General features: G+C 72.1%; 13 protein-coding genes. 7 read left to right on the top strand and 6 right to left on the bottom strand.

Going from position 1 to position 18,448, the window contains the following annotated elements; translation table 11 throughout:
• Positions 1–7 precede the first annotated feature (7 nt).
• From V1634_RS04640 to V1634_RS04630, 3 genes are all read left to right on the top strand, one after another.
• A complete protein-coding gene (locus V1634_RS04640) occupies positions 8–2,230 on the top strand; it encodes a coiled-coil domain-containing protein (RefSeq protein WP_331206474.1) in 2,223 nt (740 codons plus the stop codon).
• 568 nt (positions 2,231–2,798) lie between these two features.
• A complete protein-coding gene (locus tag V1634_RS04635; protein ID WP_331206473.1) occupies positions 2,799–4,058 on the top strand; it encodes an AI-2E family transporter in 1,260 nt (419 codons plus the stop codon).
• Between the two features lie 361 nt (positions 4,059–4,419).
• A complete protein-coding gene (locus tag V1634_RS04630) occupies positions 4,420–5,760 on the top strand; it encodes a hypothetical protein (protein ID WP_331206472.1) in 1,341 nt (446 codons plus the stop codon).
• A gap of 53 nt (positions 5,761–5,813) precedes the next feature.
• Here the strand turns inward: V1634_RS04630 and V1634_RS04625 are convergent, their stop codons facing one another.
• Genes V1634_RS04625 through V1634_RS04605 form a run of 5 tightly spaced genes read right to left on the bottom strand, consistent with a single transcriptional unit; the run spans position 5,814 to position 11,167 of the window.
• Positions 5,814–7,103 (bottom strand): Coenzyme F420 hydrogenase/dehydrogenase, beta subunit C-terminal domain, encoded by a 1,290-nt coding sequence (locus tag V1634_RS04625; RefSeq protein WP_331206471.1) that lies wholly within the window; start codon positions 7,101–7,103, stop codon positions 5,814–5,816.
• Positions 7,103–8,437, bottom strand: a complete 1,335-nt coding sequence (locus tag V1634_RS04620) for a polysaccharide pyruvyl transferase family protein (RefSeq protein ID WP_331206470.1) — start codon at positions 8,435–8,437, stop codon at positions 7,103–7,105. Before V1634_RS04620 ends, V1634_RS04625 begins: the two co-directional genes overlap by 1 nt.
• On the bottom strand, positions 8,434–9,069 hold the full coding sequence (locus V1634_RS04615; RefSeq protein ID WP_331206469.1) for a PIG-L deacetylase family protein: 636 nt from the start codon (positions 9,067–9,069) through the stop codon (positions 8,434–8,436). Before V1634_RS04615 ends, V1634_RS04620 begins: the two co-directional genes overlap by 4 nt.
• Positions 9,069–9,938 carry a glycosyltransferase family protein gene (locus V1634_RS04610; RefSeq protein ID WP_331206468.1) on the bottom strand — a complete coding sequence of 290 codons (870 nt, stop codon included), beginning with the start codon at positions 9,936–9,938 and terminating at the stop codon, positions 9,069–9,071. Before V1634_RS04610 ends, V1634_RS04615 begins: the two co-directional genes overlap by 1 nt.
• On the bottom strand, positions 9,938–11,167 hold the full coding sequence (locus V1634_RS04605; protein ID WP_331206467.1) for a class I SAM-dependent methyltransferase: 1,230 nt from the start codon (positions 11,165–11,167) through the stop codon (positions 9,938–9,940). Before V1634_RS04605 ends, V1634_RS04610 begins: the two co-directional genes overlap by 1 nt.
• A 179-nt stretch (positions 11,168–11,346) precedes the next feature.
• Between V1634_RS04605 and V1634_RS04600 the strand changes: the two genes are divergently transcribed.
• The 4 genes from V1634_RS04600 to V1634_RS04585 are packed head-to-tail and all read left to right on the top strand — an operon-like array spanning position 11,347 to position 16,113.
• The gene (locus tag V1634_RS04600; RefSeq protein ID WP_331206466.1) at positions 11,347–12,378 is read left to right on the top strand and encodes an NAD-dependent epimerase/dehydratase family protein; all 1,032 of its coding nucleotides are present in this window, start codon (positions 11,347–11,349) and stop codon (positions 12,376–12,378) included.
• Entirely contained in the window at positions 12,375–13,592 is a 1,218-nt protein-coding gene (locus V1634_RS04595; RefSeq protein WP_331206465.1) for a class I SAM-dependent methyltransferase, read from the top strand. The genes V1634_RS04600 and V1634_RS04595 overlap by 4 nt, the downstream gene beginning before the upstream one ends.
• Before the next feature lie 12 nt (positions 13,593–13,604).
• Positions 13,605–14,537 carry a glycosyltransferase family 2 protein gene (locus V1634_RS04590; protein ID WP_331206464.1) on the top strand — a complete coding sequence of 311 codons (933 nt, stop codon included), beginning with the start codon at positions 13,605–13,607 and terminating at the stop codon, positions 14,535–14,537.
• Position 14,538: 1 nt separating this feature from the next.
• A complete protein-coding gene (locus V1634_RS04585; protein WP_331206463.1) occupies positions 14,539–16,113 on the top strand; it encodes a lipopolysaccharide biosynthesis protein in 1,575 nt (524 codons plus the stop codon).
• 31 nt (positions 16,114–16,144) lie between these two features.
• Here the strand turns inward: V1634_RS04585 and V1634_RS04580 are convergent, their stop codons facing one another.
• Complete coding sequence (locus tag V1634_RS04580; protein WP_331206462.1) at positions 16,145–18,253, bottom strand: GDSL-type esterase/lipase family protein; 2,109 nt, start codon at positions 18,251–18,253, stop codon at positions 16,145–16,147.
• Positions 18,254–18,448: the final 195 nt, after the last annotated feature.

The following is an 18,448-nucleotide window of genomic DNA, read 5'->3' as shown; positions in this document are numbered from 1 at the left end:
TGGGAGCATGTCGCACGGCGAGGAACTGTTTGCCCTGAACGGGGACGTGGCTACGGAGCCGAGCTTCGAGCCGGCCTTTCGGGGCTACGACAAGGGGCAGGTGGACCGATACGTCGCTCGCGCCGAGAACGAGATCGCCACCCTGGCGGCCCAGCGCGAGCACGCGTACACCCAGATCCACAACCTGGCGGGCCAGGTCGAGGTGCTGCAACGTGACCTGACGGCGGTACGCCGCCAGGTCGGCGTGGTCGACCGGGCGTCGTTCCGGCACCTCGGTCCGGTGGTCGAACAGATCCTGACGCTCGCCGAGGAACAGGCCGAGATCATCCACCGGGACACGCTCCAGGAGATCGAGGCCCGCCGGGCCGAGGCGGAGCAGGTGCTCGAGGACGCCCGGACGCAGGCCGCCGACGCGCTGCGCGACTTCGAACTCGCCCTCGCGGCCCGCCGCGCGGAGGAGGAGAAGGTCAACACGGCCCGCCGGGCGGAGGCGGACGCCGCCGTCACCGCCGCCGCCGAGGAGGCCACCCGGCTCCGCGAGGCCGCGCAGGCCGCGTTGGAGAAGGCCAAGCAGGAGGGTTCGGAGCTGCGCAACCGGGCCGCCGAGGAGGCGAACCGGCTGCGCGAGGCGAGCCAGGCGGCACACGCCAAGGCCGTGCAGGAGGCGAAGCAGCTTCGGGACACCGCCGAGCAGGAGGCGAACCGGCTCACCGAGCTGACCGCCCGACAGGCTCAGGAGCTGACCGAGCGGACCGAGCGGGAGAGCCAGCAGGTCGTCGAGCGCGCCCGCCAGGAGTCGGCCCGGCTGCGGCACGCGGCCCAGCACGAGGCGAACCGGCTGCGCGACGCGGCGCAGCAGGAGGCGACCCGGCTGCGCGAGGCCGGCCAGGCGGCACACGTCAAGGCCCAGCAGGAGGCGCAGCGGCTCACCGACGCGGCGAGCCAGGAGGCCGACCGCATGATCGAGCTGGCCAAGCAGGAGGCCACCCGGCTGCGCGAGGCCGGGCAGGGACTGCACGCGAAGGCCAAGCACGAGGCGACCCAGCTCCGCGAGGCCGGCCAGGCGGCGCACGCCAAGGCCCAGCAGGAGGCGGCCCGGATCAACGAGGAGACCGCCGAGTACGTCCGCAAGTCCCGGGCCGAGGTCGAGGAGTACGCCCAGAAGGTGCGGGCGGAGACGCAGCAGGAGCTGGGCGCCTGGCGCTCCGGTGTCGAGCAGGAGGTGAACCGGCGCCGTACCGCGGCCGAGGCGGAGATCACCGCCCAGCGGAGCGCGGCCGAGCAGGAACTCGCCGCCGGCCGGGCCGCGCTGGAGGAGGAACTCGCCGCCTACCGGGCCGGAGCCGACCGCGAGTTCAACCAGCGCAAGGCCGAGCTGGAGCAGCAGTTCCAGGAGCGGCAGGCCGAGCTGGAGCAGCAGTTCGACCAGCGCCGCGCGGAGCTGGAGGAGTCGTACGAGACCCGCCGGGCGGAGATCGAGGGCGGTGCCGACCGGGTCCGCCAGGAGGCCGACGAGTACGCCGAGCGGGTGCGCCGGGAGGCCGACGAGCACGCCGTCGAGGTCCGGCGGGAGGCCGAGGAGCGTCTCGCCGAGTTGCAGCGGCAGGCCGACGAGCAGGCCGCCACGTCGCGCCGGCAGTTCGAGGAGTACATGGCCACGGCGCAGCAGCACCTGGCCACCACCCAGCAGCACCTGGCGAGCACCCAGCAGGAGGCGGCCGCCGGCCGGCAGCAGTTGGCCGAGGTGATGCAGGAGATCGCCGAGGCGCAGCAGTCGCTCGCCGACATCCGGCAGGAGACGGTCGCGTCCCGGCAGGAGTCCGACCGGATCCAGCGGCAACTCGCCGCCGCGCGGGACCAGCTCGCCGGTGAGCGAGACCGGTTGACCGGCACGGAGCAGTCGGCCCAGCAGGCCGAGCAGCAGCTCGCGCAGGCCGAGGCGGACATGCAGCAGATCGTCGAGGCCGCCGCCGAGCAGGTCGCCGCCGACCAGCACGCGGCAGGTGGCGGTAAGACCGGGTCGAACCGGGTGACCGAGCCGGTGACCGGCGGGGCCGACGGTGGCGGCATCGACGGCGAGCCGACCGTGGCGGCGGTGCCTGGCACCGGTGGGCGGGAGCCGATGCCGACCCGGATCACCAGTACCGGTGACTCCGGCAAGCGCAGCGGCAAGCCGACCGTCGAGGACCAGGGCACCAAGTCGAACAAGGTGACGGTCGACTCGGAGTAGCGTCCGCCGTTCGCGTCCGCCGGCCCGTACACCGGCGGGGTGGCGCTGATCCCGAGGCGTCCGGTCGTCGGCTCCGCCGCTGCCGGCGCTGCCGGGCCAGCGTCGCGAGCCCCATCCCGACCGTCACGGCGAGTGCCGCGCCGACCCGGCGCCGCTCCGCGATCCTGCTGCTCATTCGTCCTCCCCTACCGGCCCCGTCGGAGCCACCCCGGTATCACGCCCCAGGGTCGGCGGATCGTTGCGACGAATTTCGATCCGGGTCCCGTCCGTTCAGCATCAGGTCCTGCGCCTGACCGACGTCGCCGGAGTACGCGGCGAGCTGCACGGTCAGCGACCGGAAGTGCGCGTGGTAGACCTCGTCGAACTCGTGGCCGCCGCTGGCGTCCGGTTCGGGCCGGTCGGCGGGGCCAACCCCGAAGTCGGCTCACCGAGCTTCCCCATCACGTCCACCTGACCTCCCGGTTGGTGTCGCGGGGCGGACCGCGACCCGGTAACACGTGCCGGGGGTGCGGATTGTCGCGGACGGTCGGGATAACCTCTGCCGAAATCGATCGGCGGGAGGCCCGGAGTGGGAAGCGAGCAGCCAGCGTCGCGGGGCGAGCAGCCGGACCACCCGGCCGAGAAGGCCGCCGGGCCGGAGCCGGTAGCGCCGAACGGCGCAGCCGTCGGTTCCGCCGACGCTCCGTCAGGTCCGGAGCCGACCGCACCACGGCCGCGCCCGGGTGGCACCGGGCGTCCAGCCGGCCCCGTCGACCCGGCCGAGCCGACCGGTGACCGGAGCGGTCGGTTCGGCCGGCCCGGTCAGCCGCTGCGACTCAGCCCGTTCCTGGTCGGACTCACCGGTGGGCTGGGCGTGCTGGTGGCGTACGCGATCTTTCTCGCGGTCCGCAACGCGGGTTCGGTGCTGGTGCTGGTCTTCATCGCGCTCTTCCTGGCGATCGGGCTGCACCCGGCGGTGGTCCGGCTGCGCTCCTGGGGGCTGCCCCGGGGCCTCGCGGTGGCGGCGGTGACGCTGACCCTGCTCGCGATCATCACCGGCGCGGTGTACGCGCTGGTCCCGCCGGTCGTCAGCCAGACCGGCGAGTTGATCGGGCAGGTGCCGGACTACGTCACCCAACTGCGCCGCAACGGCACCGTCAACGACCTGATCGAGCAGTACGACCTGGCGGGCAAGATCGAGTCGGCGGCCACCACCGAGAACATCACCCGGGCCCTGGGCGGGGTCTTCGGGGCCGCCGGGTTCATCTTCGGCGCGGTCTTCAACATCGTCACCGTGATCGTGCTGACCATCTACTTCATGGCCACCTTCGACCGGCTCCGCGACCTCGGCTACGGCCTGGTCCCGGCGAGTCGGCGGGACCGGGTCCGGCTGATCGGCGACGAGATCCTCGCCAAGGTCGGCGCCTACATGGTGGGTGCGCTGGCGATCGCGCTGCTGGCCGGGGTGAGCACCTTCGTCTTCGCCGTCGTCGTCGGCCTGGCGTACCCGTTCGCCCTCGCCGTGGTGGTGGCGATCTGCGACCTCATCCCGCAGATCGGCGCGACCATCGGGGCGGTGGTGGTCAGCCTGGTCGGCTTCGCCACCGACGTGCCGACCGGGATCGGCTGCGTGGTCTTCTTCCTGATCTACCAGCAGCTGGAGAACTACCTCGTCTATCCCCGGGTGATGCGCCGCTCGGTGCAGGTCGCCGACGTGGCGGCGATCGTCGCGGCCCTGCTCGGGGTGGCTCTCTTCGGGGTGATCGGCGCACTGGTGGCGATCCCGGCGGTAGCGGCGATCCAACTGGTCCTCCGCGAGGTGGTCCTCCCCCGCCAACAACACCGCTGACCCGGCCCGCCCGCCGCATCCGGGCCGGACGCTTCCCGGATCGAGTGCCCTCCGCTGCCCGCCGAGGCGACTCCGCCCGGCGCAGAGTGGGGATCTTGACCCGCCAGACCGGCAACTTCTGTCCGCAATCCGTCTGAATCGAGAATAGTAACCCCTTCAATACGGCTTGTAGTATTCATTCATGGCCGGTAGATCGAGACGATCGGGATCGCACCCCTCCTGACCAGGGAAGGTGCCTCGACCGCACGATCGTGTCGACTCGGGGGGAGTCGACGCCGACAGGCCGAAATCGGCGGTGGGCGCCTCGGAGCGCAGGAGCGGTGGCCCCCGCTCGTGTGCGACGCGCCCGTGGGGGGTAGCCGTGACCGACACCAACGCCGGACCTCCGATCGAGCCAGCGAGCCTCGCCCGCCCGCCACACCGCAATCGTCGCCGCGCCACCATCGCCGCGACCTTCGGCGCCACGGCCGCTCTGCTCGCCGCCAGCGGCTATCTCGTGCTCAACGTCGCCGGACAGCCGGTCCGGGCCGCGCCGATGGTGCTCGACCAGCCCGCGACCGTCCTCTGGGGACAGACGGTCAACCGTCCGATCGAGGTCGCGGCCGACAACGTCACCATCCGGCGGGTGAAGGTCCGCACCGGCGGCACCGCCGCAATCGTGATCCGGCCCGGGGTGGTCGGCACCCTGATCGAGGACACCGAGATCCGCTGCACCTCCGCCGGCACCGACGGCGTGGCGCCGGGCGGATATTCGGCGCTGCGGGTCCGGGTCACCGGCTGCCGCGAGGCGTTCCGGCAGACCGACGCCAACCCGGCCACCATCGTGGAGGCCTCGCAGGACGGGAAACCGTACTCGGGCGGGGTGCCGAGCGGGCCGGTACCGCCGCCCGCTCCCGACCCCGACTCCCGGGCGATGGCGGAAAGACCGCCGTACGCGCCGGCCGCCGCCCCGCCGACGCCGATCACGTACTGGCCCGGGCCGGCCAACACCGGTGTGCCGGCCGGTACGGCGCTGCGCAACTCCGGATCACTCAGCCTGCGTACCGCCGGGCAGGTGGTGACCGGGCTCAACATCGTCGGCTGCGTCACCGTCGCCGCCGCCAACGTGCAGATCCTGAAGTCCAGGATCACCTGCAACAGCCCCACCTACTCGATCCGGACCCTGACCGGGGCGACCAACCTGCTGGTCCAGGACGTCGAGATCAACGGCACGGCCACGAACTCGGCCTCGATCTGCTGCGGCGACTACACGTTGCGTCGGGGCAACGTCTACAACATGATCGACGGCCCGCGGCTCGCCAGCAACACCCGGATCTTCGACTCGTACCTGCACAGCCTGGCCCGGGTCGTCGGCTCGCACAACGACGTGTTGCAGAGCACCGGCGGCAACAACATCATCGTGCGGCACAACACGCTGCTGTCGTACAACCCGGTGACCCGGGACCCGTTCAACTCCTGCCTCACCATCGGCTCGGAGACCGCCCCGTCGCTGACGAACCTGACCTTCGAGGACAACTACTGCAACGGCGGGAACTACTCGATCGGGATCAGTCCCCGGCTGATCGGCTCCAGCATCCTGTTCCGGAACAACAAGTACGGCCGCGACTACCGGTACGGGGTGGTCTCCGGCTGGAACCGCGCCGGAGTCACCTGGGAGCGCGCCACCAACGTCTACTTCGACAACGGTCAGCCGGTGGTCTGACCCGTTAGGAAGGGCCCCCGCATCTACCGAAAGCGATAAGAAGGGGCCCTTCCTTACTTGGGTTGGTACGGGTTGAGCACGGCCGGCTCCCGCAGCCGCTTGCGACCGATCCGGCGCAGCGTGCCGAGGGTGGAGCGGAGCTTCTCGACCGTCGACAGGTGCCGCCACCAGATCCCGGCCATCGGCAGGTGGCGCAGCCGGGGCGTCATCAGGCCGGCGGCCCGGAGCGTGCGGAGCCGCCCCCACACCGCGCCCCGGGCCCGGAGCAGGTTGGGCTGCGAGGCGGGCAGGATGTCGGCGGTCACCGGGGTCAGCACCAGCGCCCCGGCGGCGATGGCCGCCTCGACCAGCCGTACGCCGCGCTCGGTGCGGGCCAGCACCAGGGACTGGCCCGGGTCGTCGCCGGTCGGCCTGTACCACGGGTCGCCGACCGCCACGTCGGCGAACTCGCCGGTGTGGTCGGCGCAGAGGTAGCAGCGCCACTGCCGGTGCTTCTGGAGGATGTCGCCCCAGGACTCGGCGTAGCTCAGCTCGCGCCGCTCGTCCGGTGGGTCGTTGGTGAGCCGGGCCCGGGCCGAGCCGGGCCAGCCGGCCCCCCGGTAGTGCACCGACTCCAGCCGGGTCGGGTCGGTCACACCGAGCCGGTCCAGCATCTCCAGGGTGCCCCGGGTGGTCGGGGTGCCGGCGCAGAAGATCGCGATGGTCAGTCCGAGCCTGCGGTCCAGCTCCGGCCGGACCTGCCGGGCCATCCGGACCGCCGCCACGTCGCAGGGCTTGCCGACGAAGACGCACGGCGCCTCGGCCGACTCGACCAGGTCCAGCCGGTCGCAGGGGCTGGCCGGGGCGTACCGGGAGCCGGCGTTGTCGAGCAGTTCGGCCGGGGTGCGGGAGAGCCGGGTCTCGTTCAGGTACGGCACGTCGGACCGGGCGCCGATGTGCAGTACCCCGGCCATCCGCTCGCCGGTCAGGCAGTATCCGGCCAGCGCGGTCGCCACCCCGCCGCTGGAGCCGGCGTACCGGATCGCCGGGTCGGCGGCGTACCCCTCCCAGATCGCCCGGACCGGTCCCCAGGCCGCACGCAGTTCGGGGATCTCGCCCGGTGCCGGCCGGCTGCTGTCGTGCCCCAGCCGCACACCCGGACAGCAGTCCAGCGCCGCCGCCGCGCCGCTGCCGGCCGCCGCTCCCCGGGCTGCCGCCCCGACCGGGGTGATCGGCAACGGTCGCCGGCCGTGGTCGAGGACGTCGACCATCCGCACCTCGTCCGGCGCCAGGTAGGCGCAGACCCCGCACCCGGTGCAGAGTTTGCCGGCCGCGACCTCGTGCACGGTCCGGGGCCGCGCCATCAGCGCACCCCGGCGGGCGCCCGGCGGTCCCGCTCGGCCCGGGCCAGCGCCACGAACTCGTCCATCTGGGCGGCGGCCCGGCCGACCGCCGCCGGGGTACGCACCGCCAGCTCGGCCGCGGTCTCGGCCCGGCCAGTCCAGGAGGTCCAGAGGGCGTCGAGCAGCGCGTCGTCGGCGAGTCGCCGGGCGTCGGCGACGTGCCGGCGCTGCCCGACGCTGGCGAAGACGCCCCGCGCCTTGTCGCTGTACGCGACCACCGCCGCCGGTACCCCGGAGGAGAGCGCCGCGATCGTCGAGTGCATCCGCATCCCGCAGAACCAGCTCGTGTGCCCGATCACCCACTTGCTCTGGTGCGGGTCGAGGCCGGACGGGGCGAGCGCGACCCGGTCGCCGTACCGGGGGGCGAGCGCGGCGTAGAGCCGTTCACTGGCCACCCGGTCGTCGTCGGCCCCGCCGGGGGTGAGCACGTGCGGGACGATGATCACGCGGGTGTCCGGCTGCTCCAGCAGGCGTTCGCAGAGCCGGTTGGCCACCCGGGAGGTGTCCCCGGCGAGTCCGAACTGGACCCGGCCCTCCGGCCGGGACATCAGCCCGCTGACGTTGATCCCGGCCACCGGCCCCGGGTCCGCCTCGAACCACCCCGCCAACCGCTGGTACGCCGGCTCGTCCGGGACCCTCGGCTCCAGCGCGAAGGCCACGTCCACGCCCTCCCGGTGCCGCAACGGGTCGAGGTCGGGGCCGAGCAGGTCGGCCAGCGCGGCGTAGCTCTCCGGATCCCGGGCCCAGGCCGTACGCGCGCCCCGGACCAGCGCCGCCGCCTCGGCCCGCAGCCGCGCCGACCGGAACGGCCCGTACGTCTGCGGCAGCAGCACCAGCGGGCGACGCCGGAGCAGCGCCAGCCGCTTCGGCCAGGCCACGGTACGGAACCGGTGCTCGCCGTAGATGTCGCTGAAGCTGTCCCCGCCGCTGACGTCGAGCACCACGTCGGCGGCGTCGATCCGGGCCAGTCCGGCGTTGCCGAGCCCGCCCAGCGCCGCGCTGATCCGCATGTTCAAATAGGACTCGGGCCGGTGGTAGCGGCGCGAGTGCCGGGCACCGGCCAGCGAGATCGGCACGGGCCGACCGGCCACGAAGGCGTGTCCCATGCGCTGCCCCCAGCCGTCGTCGAAGACGGTGACGTCCGCGTCCGGCTCCCGGGCCAGCAGTCCGCCCACGGTGGCCGCCCGCAGCGCGCCGACCCCCAGGTTCAGGTGTGCGCCGGGCACTCCGAAGAGGCAGGCCGACAGTGCTCTGGTCCGGGCGCTCGGCCCGGTCGTCTCGGTCAGCTCGGTCACTGCTCGATCACCGCTTTCTCGCACCGGAACGCCTCGGCGTACCGGGACCGGCACTCCATCCCCCGCAGCCGGGCCAGCCCGAGGAAGACGTCGTCGTCCCACCAGTCCCGGGCCTTCTGGGACGGATAGCTCGCGTGCAGCAGCTCGACCTTGCGGCGTACCCGCTGCTCGGTCAGGGGCAGGTAGACGTTGCGCCGGCCCAGGTCGCCGTCCCACTTGGGGATCTCGTAGTACAACACCGTGGCGTCCCGAAACGACGTGGGCACCAGGGCGGCGAGTGTGTGGTGGTCCTGGTGCGCGTCGTCGGGGCTGGGCGCGAGCACCAGGTCGGCGTTCAGGGTGGTGGCGGCGGCGTTCACGATCTCCTTCGCCTCGCCCCAGCGGGCCGGCACCCGGCCGTCCGGCAGGTCGTGCAGGGCGAAACTGAGCCGGGCGGCGGGCAGGAAGGCCGCGGCCGCCGCCCGCGCCTCGGCCTGCCGGGCGGGCGAACCGGTGAGCAGCACGTAGTGCACCCGGAGCCCGGGTACGTCGCCGAGGGCGAGCAGCAGCCCGCCGGCGCCGATCTCGATGTCGTCCGGGTGTGCCCCGAGCAGCACCACCGAGCGGGCCGCGGAGAGGCGCAGCGGCATCATCAGCCGGTCATCCCCAGGTCGCGGGGTACGGCGGCGCTGCCTGCGGCGGCGAGTACCGGTTCCAGGGTCGCCGGGCGGCGGCCCCGGTTGCGGTTGGCGTCCCAGAGCATCCACGGGCAGCGGGCCGAGTGGTAGAGCTGCTCCAGTTCGGCCCGGTCCTTGAAGGTGTCGGCGGCCCGCCAGAACCCGGTGTAGCGCTGGGCGATCAGCCGCTGTTCCGGCAGCAGCCGGTCGAAGCCGTGCGGCACCAGGTCCTCACCCTCGCGGAGCACGTCGAAGATTCCCGGGCGCAGGATGAAGTAGCCGCCGTTCTCCCACTGCATCAGCTCGCGGATCGGGCGTACCCGGGTGACCTGGTCGCCGGGGGCGATGTCGATGACGTGGTGGGTGGACTGCACCGGTACGGCGAGCAGGCTGGCCACCGCGTCGGTGTAGCGGAACCGGTCGACCATCTCCGGCAGCGGCGCGTCGGTCAGGGTGTCGGCATAGTTGGCCAGGAACATCGGCTCGTCCTCGACGTACTTGCGGACCCGCATCAGCCGCTCGCCGATGCTGGTGCCGAGGCCGGTGTCGATGAAGGTGATGTTCCAGTCGGTGATGTCGGCCGAGTGCAGCCGCACGTCCCGGCCGTGCATGGCGAGGCTGAAGTCGTTGGAGAGCGTCTCGTCGTAGCGGAGGAAGTAGTCCTTGACCGCGACGGCGCCGTAGCCGAGGCAGAGGATGAAGTCGGTGTGCCCGAAGTGGGCGTAGTAGCGCATCACGTGCCAGAGCAGCGGGCGGTCCCCGATCATCGCCATCGGCTTCGGCGCGGAGGCGGCGTCCTCGCGCATCCGCATCCCCAGGCCGCCGCAGAAGAGGACGACCTTCATCACACCACCTCCAGGGCGGGGATCGGGAAGACCAGCCGCCCGCCCCAGTGGCGTACGTAGGCGAGCTGCGCGGAGATCTCGGTGCGCAGGTTCCACGGCAGCACGAGTACGTAGTCGGGGCGGTCCTCGGCGATCCGCTCCGGCGGGTGGATCGGGATGTGCGTGCCGGGCAGGAACTTCCCCTGCTTGTGCGGGCTGCGGTCCACCGTGTATTCGAGCAGGTCTGCGCGGATGCCGCAGTGGTTGAGCAGGGTGTTGCCCTTGCCCGGTGCCCCGTAGCCGACCACCTTCAGGCCCTGGGCGCGGGCGGTGAGCAGGAAGTCGAGCAGCTCCCGCTTGATCTCGAATACCGCGTCGGCGAAGCCGAGGTGCCCGGCGACGGTGTGCAGCCCGGCCTCGGTCTCGGCGTCCAGCACCGACTTGACGTTGCCGGACGGCTCTCCCGCCGCCGCGGCCGGCCGGGCGTGCACCCGCAGCGAGCCGCCGTGTGACGAGAGTTCGTCCACGTCGACCACGATCAGCCCCGCGGTGGCCAGCGCCCGCATCGCGGTACGCAGCGTCAGGTACTGGTAGTGCTCGTGGTAGATGGTGTCGTACTGCCGTCGTTCGATCAGCCGGAGCAGGTGCGGCACCTCGCAGGTGACCAGCCCGGTCGGCTTGACCAGTGCGGCCAGCCCGGCGGTGAAGCCGATCAAATCCGGCACGTGCGCGTAGACGTTGTTGGCGGCGACCAGGTCGGCCCGGCCGTAGCGCTGCGCCAGTTCGGCACCGGTCTCGGCGCCCAGGAACCGCACCTCGGTCCGGATGCCCCGGCGCCGGGCCACCTCGGCGACGTTGCCGGCCGGCTCCACTCCGAGCACCGGTACGCCGCCCGCGACGAAGTGCTGGAGCAGATATCCGTCGTTGCTCGCCACCTCGGTCACCAGGCTGTCGGGCCCGAGACCGAGCGCCTCGGTCATCGTGTCGGCGTACCGCCTGGCGTGTGCCACCCACGAGTCGGAATACGACGAGAAATAGGCATAGTCGGAAAAGATTTCCTCTCCGGACACGTACGCCGGAAGTTGCACGAGCAGACAGGTGGAACAGATTCGGACGTGCAGTGGATAGAACGTCTCGGGCGAATCCAGTCGACCGGCGTCGAGATAGCTCTCGCAGAGCGGCGACATGCCGAGGTCGACAAACGTTTCGGTCAATGCCGCCGAACACAGCCGGCATTTGGCATCGGTCATGCCCCACCCACCCCGATATGATCGGAATACCGGCGCGGCGCCCGCCCGCCTGCGCGCCACGCTAGCCAGCACTCCGGCGCGGCGGGAGCGCTTGAGTAAAAAGTCCGACAATAGCCCGGCCGACCAAGGGGCCACCCATAAACTCGCCTTCTCACCCGGGCGACGACGGGAGCTTTGCCGTGCGTGTTCTCGTGACCGGCCACCATGGTTACCTCGGCGGCGTACTCACCCCGATGCTGCGCGCCGCCGGACACGACGTGACCGGCCTGGACACCGATTACTTCTCCGACTGCCTGCTCGGCCCCGCACCGGCGGCCGTACCCTCCCTCGCGATGGACCTGCGGGACGTCGACGCGGAGCACCTGGCCGGATTCGACGCGGTGTGCCACCTCGCCGCGCTCTGCAACGACCCGATCGGCAACCTCAACCCGGAGCTGACCTACGAGATCAACCACCGGGCGACGGTGCGGCTGGCCGAGGCCGCCAAGGCCGCCGGAGCGAGCCGGTTCCTCTTCTCCTCCTCGTGCAGCCTCTACGGTGCCGGCACCGACGACCGGCCGCTGGACGAGACGGCCGGCTTCGCGCCGGTCACCCCGTACGGCGAGTCGAAGATCCGGGCCGAGCAGGACCTCGCGGCGCTCGCCGACGACGACTTCTCCCCGGTCTTCCTGCGCAACGCCACCGCGTACGGCTTCTCGCCCCGGCTCCGCGGCGACCTGGTGGTCAACGACCTCACCGCGCACGCCCTGCTCACCGGAGAGGTACGGCTGCTCTCCGACGGCTCGGCCTGGCGGCCGCTGGTGCACGCCGAGGACATCTGCGCGGCCTTCCTGGCCCTGCTGGAGGCGCCTCGGGAGGCGGTGCACGGCCGGGCGTACAACATCGGGGTCACCGGGGAGAACTACCTGATCCGGGACGTCGCCGAACTCGTCGCCGAGGTGGTGCCGGGCTCCCGGGTCACCTTCGCCGGTGGCGCCTCGGCGGACACCCGCAACTACCGGGTGAGCTGCGACCTGGTCGCCGCCGAGGTGCCCGGGTTCCGGCCCCGCTGGACGGTACGCAAGGGGATCGAGGAGTTGGTCGAGGCGTACCAGCGGTACGGGCTGACCATCGAGTCGTTCCGGGGCGAGCGGCACCAGCGGCTGCGCCGGATCCGGGCGCTCACCGAGGCGGGCCGGCTCGACGCCGAGCTGCGCTGGAGTGCCCGGTGACCGGTGCCGGTGGCTCCGGCGGCCGGCAGCCGGTGCACCGGTGCACGGCCTGCGGGCGGCACGACCTGGTGCCCTTCGCCGACCTGGGCGAGATCCCGGTCTACTGCGGGGTGCACTGGGCCAGCCGGGCCGAGGCGCTGGCCAGCCCGCTGGGCCGGATGTGGCTGGCGTACTGCCCGGAGTGCGGGTACGTCCGCAACCTCGCCTTCGACCCGGCCGTTCTGGTCTACGACACCACCATGGACACCAACCTGCACCACTCGCCCGCCTTCGGCGTCTTCTCGGCGGATCTGGTCAAGCACCTCGCCGGGCGGTTCCCACTGCGCGGCGGCACGGTGCTGGACGTCGGCTGCGGTCAGGGCGAGTTCCTCCGCGAGCTGTGCCACGTCGCCGGTTGCCGGGGTGTCGGCTACGACGCGATGTACGCCGGTCCGCCCGGCCCGGACCCCTCCGGCGCGACCTTCCACCGGGGGCATGCCCCGCTCGACGGCGACACTCCCGCCTTCGACCTGGTCACCTCCCGACACTGGTTCGAGCACCTGGACGACCCGTACGCCTTCCTCGTCCGGCTCCGCGAACTGGCCGGCGACCGGCCGGTCTACGGCTATCTGGAGGTGCCGGACGCCGGCTACGACCTGGCCACCGCCGGCTGGGAGGTGATCTATCCGCACGTCTCCTACTTCGACGGCTACTCGCTGGGCCGGATCGTCGAGCGGGCCGGCTGGCGCGTCGTCGCCACCGGGCGACTCTTCTCCGGCATGTTCCGGTACGTCGAGATCTCGGTCAACGCGGCACCCCCGGTGACCGGCACCGCGCTGCCGGGGGCCGAGTCGCCGGGCCCGGCCGACCGGGACCGTCAGCTCGCCTCGATCGCCGGCTTCGCCGACCGGCACGCCGCCGAACGGGAGCGCTGGCGGAGCACCATCGACCGGCTGGTGGCCGCCGGTGACCGGCCGGTGCTCTGGGGGGCCGGTTCGCGCGGGGTGCAGTTCCTGCACCTGGCCGACCCGGACGGCCGGCTCGCCGCCGTGGTGGACGTCAACCCGCGCAAGTGGGGCCGCTACCTGCCGGTGACCGGGCACCAGGTGCGGGATCCGGCCACCCTCGCCGGCTCCGGTACCCGCTCGGTGATCATCACCAACCCGGCCTACCGGGACGAGATCGACGCCGCGCTGCGCCAGCTCGGCGTGCGGGCCGAGCTGCTGGTCGCCTGAGCGGAGGAGACGATGGAGCCAGCGCCACGGGTGAGTCTGGGCGTACCCCTCTACAACGCGGAGCGCTACCTCGAAGGCTGCCTCGACGCCCTGCTCGCCCAGGACTACCCCGACTTCGAGATCATCATCAGCGACAACGCCTCCACCGACCGGACCTGGGAGATCTGCCAAGGCTATGCCGCGCGGGACCCACGGATCCGGCTCTACCGCAATCCGCGCAACTTCGGCGGGCACGTCAACTACACCCGGGTCGTCGAGCTGGCCCGGGGTGAGCTGTTCAAGTGGGTGGCGTACGACGACGTCTGCCTGCCGGCGTACCTGCGCACCTGCGTGGCGGCGCTGGACGCGGCCGGGCCGCACGCCGTACTCGCCTATCCGCGCACCGTTCTCATCGACGAGGCCGGCGCGGTGATCGGCCCGTACGACGACCGGCTGGACCTGCGCGACCGGCGGCCGTGGCGTCGGGTGGCCGGGGTGGCCCGGAACATCAACCTCTGCCACGCGCACTTCGGGGTCTTCCGGATGTCGGCGCTGCGCCGGACCGGGATGATCCGCCCGTTCCTCTCCTCCGACTACACGCTGATCGCCGAGGTGGCCCGGCTCGGCGAGATCCACGAGGTGGCCGAGCCGCTCTTCCTGCGCCGGATGCACGGCGCCTCGACCCGGCAGGCCAAGGACGCCACCCCGGCCTCGGCACTGGCCTGGTTCGCCCAGAGCGGCAAGCGGGTCCGGGCGCCGAGGCTGCGGATGCTCGCCGAGACGCTGCGGACCCTCTCCACCGGCTCCGAGCCGCTCGGCACCCGGGTCAGTTCGGCGGCGGCGTTCCTGGCCACCTGGTGGGCCCGCCGGGTCCGGGTCCGGCTCGGCCGGCTGCGCCGCCGGGCCCGGGTGTGGCTGGACCGGGTGATCCGGCGGCGTGCCAGCGCGGCGAAGGGCAGCGCCTAGGGTGGCCACGGCTCAACCCGCCCGGACGGCTCCGGGCCCGGCCGGTACCGCGGTAGCCGACGCCACGTCGTCCCCGTCGGGAGGCGGCGGCCGGCTGCGCTCGGCGATCGGCTGGTCGTACGTGCTCACCGCCGGCCGGATCGGCTCGTCGATCCTGGTCACCTTCCTGCTGGCCCGGCTGCTCGGCCCGAGCGAGTTCGGACTGGTGGCGATGGCCACCGTCTTCATCACGGTGGCGCAGACGCTGATCCAGCAGGGGCTGGTCTCCGCGATCGTGCAGCGGGACAGGCTCACCCCGGAGCATCTGGACGGCGCCTTCGTGGTGCTGGTGCTGGCCGGGGTGGTGATCGGTGGCCTCACGGCCGCCGCCAGTCCACTGTGGGCGATGGCGAACCGGGCGCCGGAGCTGACCGCGATCTGCGTCGCGCTCTCCCCGCTGGTGCTGTTGCAGGGGCTGTCGATCGTGCCCGAGGCGGTGCTCCGCCGGGAACTGCGGTTCCGGGCGGTCGCCATCCGTACCCTGCTCGCCTCGCTGCTCAGCGGCGCCGTCGGGGTGGTGCTGGCGCTGGCCGGGGCCGGCATCTGGGCCCTGGTGGCGCAGCAGTTGGTGAACGCGGCGGTCGGCCTGGCGGTGCTCTGGTGGGTCTGCCCGTGGCGGCCGAGCCGCCGCCCCCGGCTCGCCGGCATCCGGGACCTGCTGGTCTTCTCCGCCCACTCGGCCAACGCCGGGCTGGGCCTGATGCTCAGCTCCAAGGCCGACATCCTCTTCACCGGCCTCTTCTTCGGGCCGGTGGCGACCGGGATCTACCGGCTGGCGGCCCGGTTGCCGGACATGCTGGTCGACGTGACGGTCCGGTCGCTCCAGCAGGTGGCGCTGCCGTCACTGTCCCGGTTGCAGCGGGACCGGGCGGCGCTGGTCGCACAGCTCAACCAGCTCCAGCACCTCGGCGCGCTGGCCGGGCTGCCGGTGCTCGGCATCCTGGCGGCGGCGGCGCATCCGCTGGTCACGCTGCTGGGTCCGCAGTGGGCCGGCACCGAGGTGCCGCTGCGGCTGCTCTGTCTCTTCGGCGCCGTCAACGTGTACGGGGTGCTGCTCGGTCCGGCACTCCAGGCGATCGGACAGCCGGGCAAGCTCGCCGCGATCCTCTGGACCCGGGGCGTACTCGGGGTGGCGACCCTGGCCGCCGTCGGCACCCTCTTCACCGGGTACGGCGACGTGGCCGAGGCGACGGCGGTGGCGCTGGCCGGAGTCGGCATGCAGGTCGTGGTGACCGCCCTGGCGGTCTGGGTCACCGTGCGCCGGGCCGCGAACGCGTCGGTCGCGGCCTTCCTCGCGCCGACGGTGCCGGCGATCCTGGCCGCGGTGGCCGCCGCGCTGGTCCCGCTGGCGGTGGCCCGGACCGGCCTGGACACCGGGCCGGTGGTCGAACTGCTGGTGCTGGGCGGGGTCGCCGGGCTGGTCGCCGGGGTGCTGCTCTGGGCCACCGACGCCCGGCTACGCCGACTCGTGCTGACCCGACTCCCCCGCCGCCGGAGCGCCGGAGGTGGCGACACCGGCACGGGCGCCAGGTCCTGAGCACCGTTGGACAGCAGCCTGCTCGCGCCGCTCACAGCGCGTGACGCACCGCGCCGTTGGTGTTCACCAGCACACGCCGGTCGTTGAGCGCCAGCGCGTAGGCCAGATTCCCGGGTTCGAACGGGTGGAACGACGATTCCCGGTAGCTGAAGACGAGGTCGTTGATCCACGGATCGTTGCCGCACGCGGCGTGCTGGTTGCCCGCGAACCGGGCCGTCACCTCGCCGGTGAACGCCACCACGCCGGCGTCGAAGGCGGCTTGCTGGATCACATTGTTCAACCGCACGCCGAGTCGCACGATCATCCGCCGTTCGTCGTCATCGAGCGCCGCGTTGATGGCGAGCGGGCAGGGCAGACCTGGCGCAACAAGCTGCGGATAGCCGGCCACGAAGATGTCGGCGCCCGGCGCCCGTAGCCGCAGGTCCCGGTAGAGCAGCCGCAGCGGGTTGTAGAGCGCGTCGACCGTTGCGTTGAGCGCCGGCTCCCGGTGGGTGCACTGCACCGGAAGCAGGATGCAGTTGGTCAGCTCCGGCGCGAACCCGGCGTCGTTGCCGCCGATCGTCATGGTGATCAGCGTGGGGCCGGGGACGTGCCACGGAATGAGGCCCTTCTGGTACAGGTCCACGTCCCGGGTCGTGGCGCCGGAGCAGGCGAGCAGTTCGGGCTGCGGGTCCCACGGCGCCTTGGCCAGGTAAGCCCAGGTGTTGGGCGAGACTCCGCACTGCGCGTCGGCCTTCGAGTCCTGGTTGCCGATCCCGGCCGAGTAGGAGTCGCCCAGCGCGAAGAACCTGGTGTACTGCGGCACGCCGGTGGTACGTATCTCGATGGGCACGGAGGCCGGCCCCTCCAACACCCCGTTGACCGGCACGATGCGCCAGCGGTACCAGTTCCCGGGGTACAACAGCCCGGGGTTGAACGACGTCGCGGAAACCGCCCAGGGCAGCCGGGTCCAGTCGGCAGGGTTGCGCGCGAGGTCGATCACCTCGATGTAGTAACCGGTGGCCTCCGCGGTGGATGACCACCACAACTGAGAATCGTTGTCGGTGGGGCCGGGCGAGCCGTTCAGCGTCACACGCCCCGGCGCGACACCGCCGAACACCGCGCGCGAATGGTTGCCCGGCTGGCCGGTCATCAGCCCCTTGGTCGGCACCAGACGGTAGTCGACCTGCGCACCGGCCAGGCCCTCTGTGGTCCATGTGGTGTCCGCGACGGGGTACGGCAGCCGGGTGAAGGTCGACTCGTTCGACGGCTTGACGACCCGCTGCTCGATCAGGTAGCCGGTGGCACCCGGCGTGGCCGACCAGTTGAGCCGGGCCGCCCGGTTCAACGACGTGGTGCCCACCGCCGGGCCGGTCGACGGCCACGCCACATTCGTCGGTCCGGTGAAGCTGCGGCCGATGCCTACCCGGTTCAGCGCGTTGGCGAACGCCGCTGCGATCCGCGCCTCACCGGTGGAGTTCGGGTGCGTGCCGTCCCAGGTGTGTACCGCCGGATCCCAGCCGGCCGGGTCGGTGGTGGTCACCACCCTGGAGGCGGAGGTCGACATCGACGCCGCAAGGGCGTCATACCGGGCGTTGAGATCAGCCGTGTCGGCCTGGTTGAGGTACACCTTCTCGAAGATGTCGTAGCGCGACAGGGTGTGCCCGATGACGATGGTGACCGAGGGGTTGGCCGCGCGCGCGTTGCTGACGAAGGTGCGCATGTCGTCGGCGACCCTCGCCGGGCTGTGCGCGAACCACATCAGGTCGTTGATGCCCAGCAGGACCAGGACGACCTGCGCTCCGGTGCTCGACACAGCGGCCTGGATGGTGTCCTTCTCCGACGTCACCGGCCGTCCCCACTGCGCGTGATGGTGCCGGTCGAACGGATACGCGTAGGTCTGGTCGCCGTGCTGGTTCGTGATGTTGTTGTAGAGGTCCGTGCGGTCACCGACGAGGTCGAACGAGACCCCGGCGTTCAGCAGATGCTGGTACAGGTGGTAGCGCCAGGTGATGTCGCCCGACGATCCCTGGGTGATCGAGTCGCCGACGACCATGATGGGTAGCGGAGCGGCGGCGAGCGCCACTCCGCCGGTGGGCAACACCATCGCGAGCACCAATGCCGCGATGAGTCCGGTGCGACGCCAGAGTCCGCCGTTCATCCCCGACCCCCAAACATCGACGAGTGGGAGCATCAGAACAGATCGGTGTGCAATCAACGTGGAAGATCAACAGCGCCCCAGGGACGCGGGTACCTGAGCGTGGTCAGTTGATCAACGGTCAGCGCGGTGTAGTTGAAGACGACCTGCCCCACTCGGAGAGCACCAGTTGCTCGCCGGGTCCGGTGCCGGGTGGTC

Source organism: Plantactinospora veratri, assembly GCF_036421995.1.
Lineage (GTDB): Bacteria > Actinomycetota > Actinomycetes > Mycobacteriales > Micromonosporaceae > Plantactinospora > Plantactinospora veratri.
Note: the sequence above shows the minus strand (reverse complement) of the source record. Positions and strands in the feature narration are given on the sequence as shown.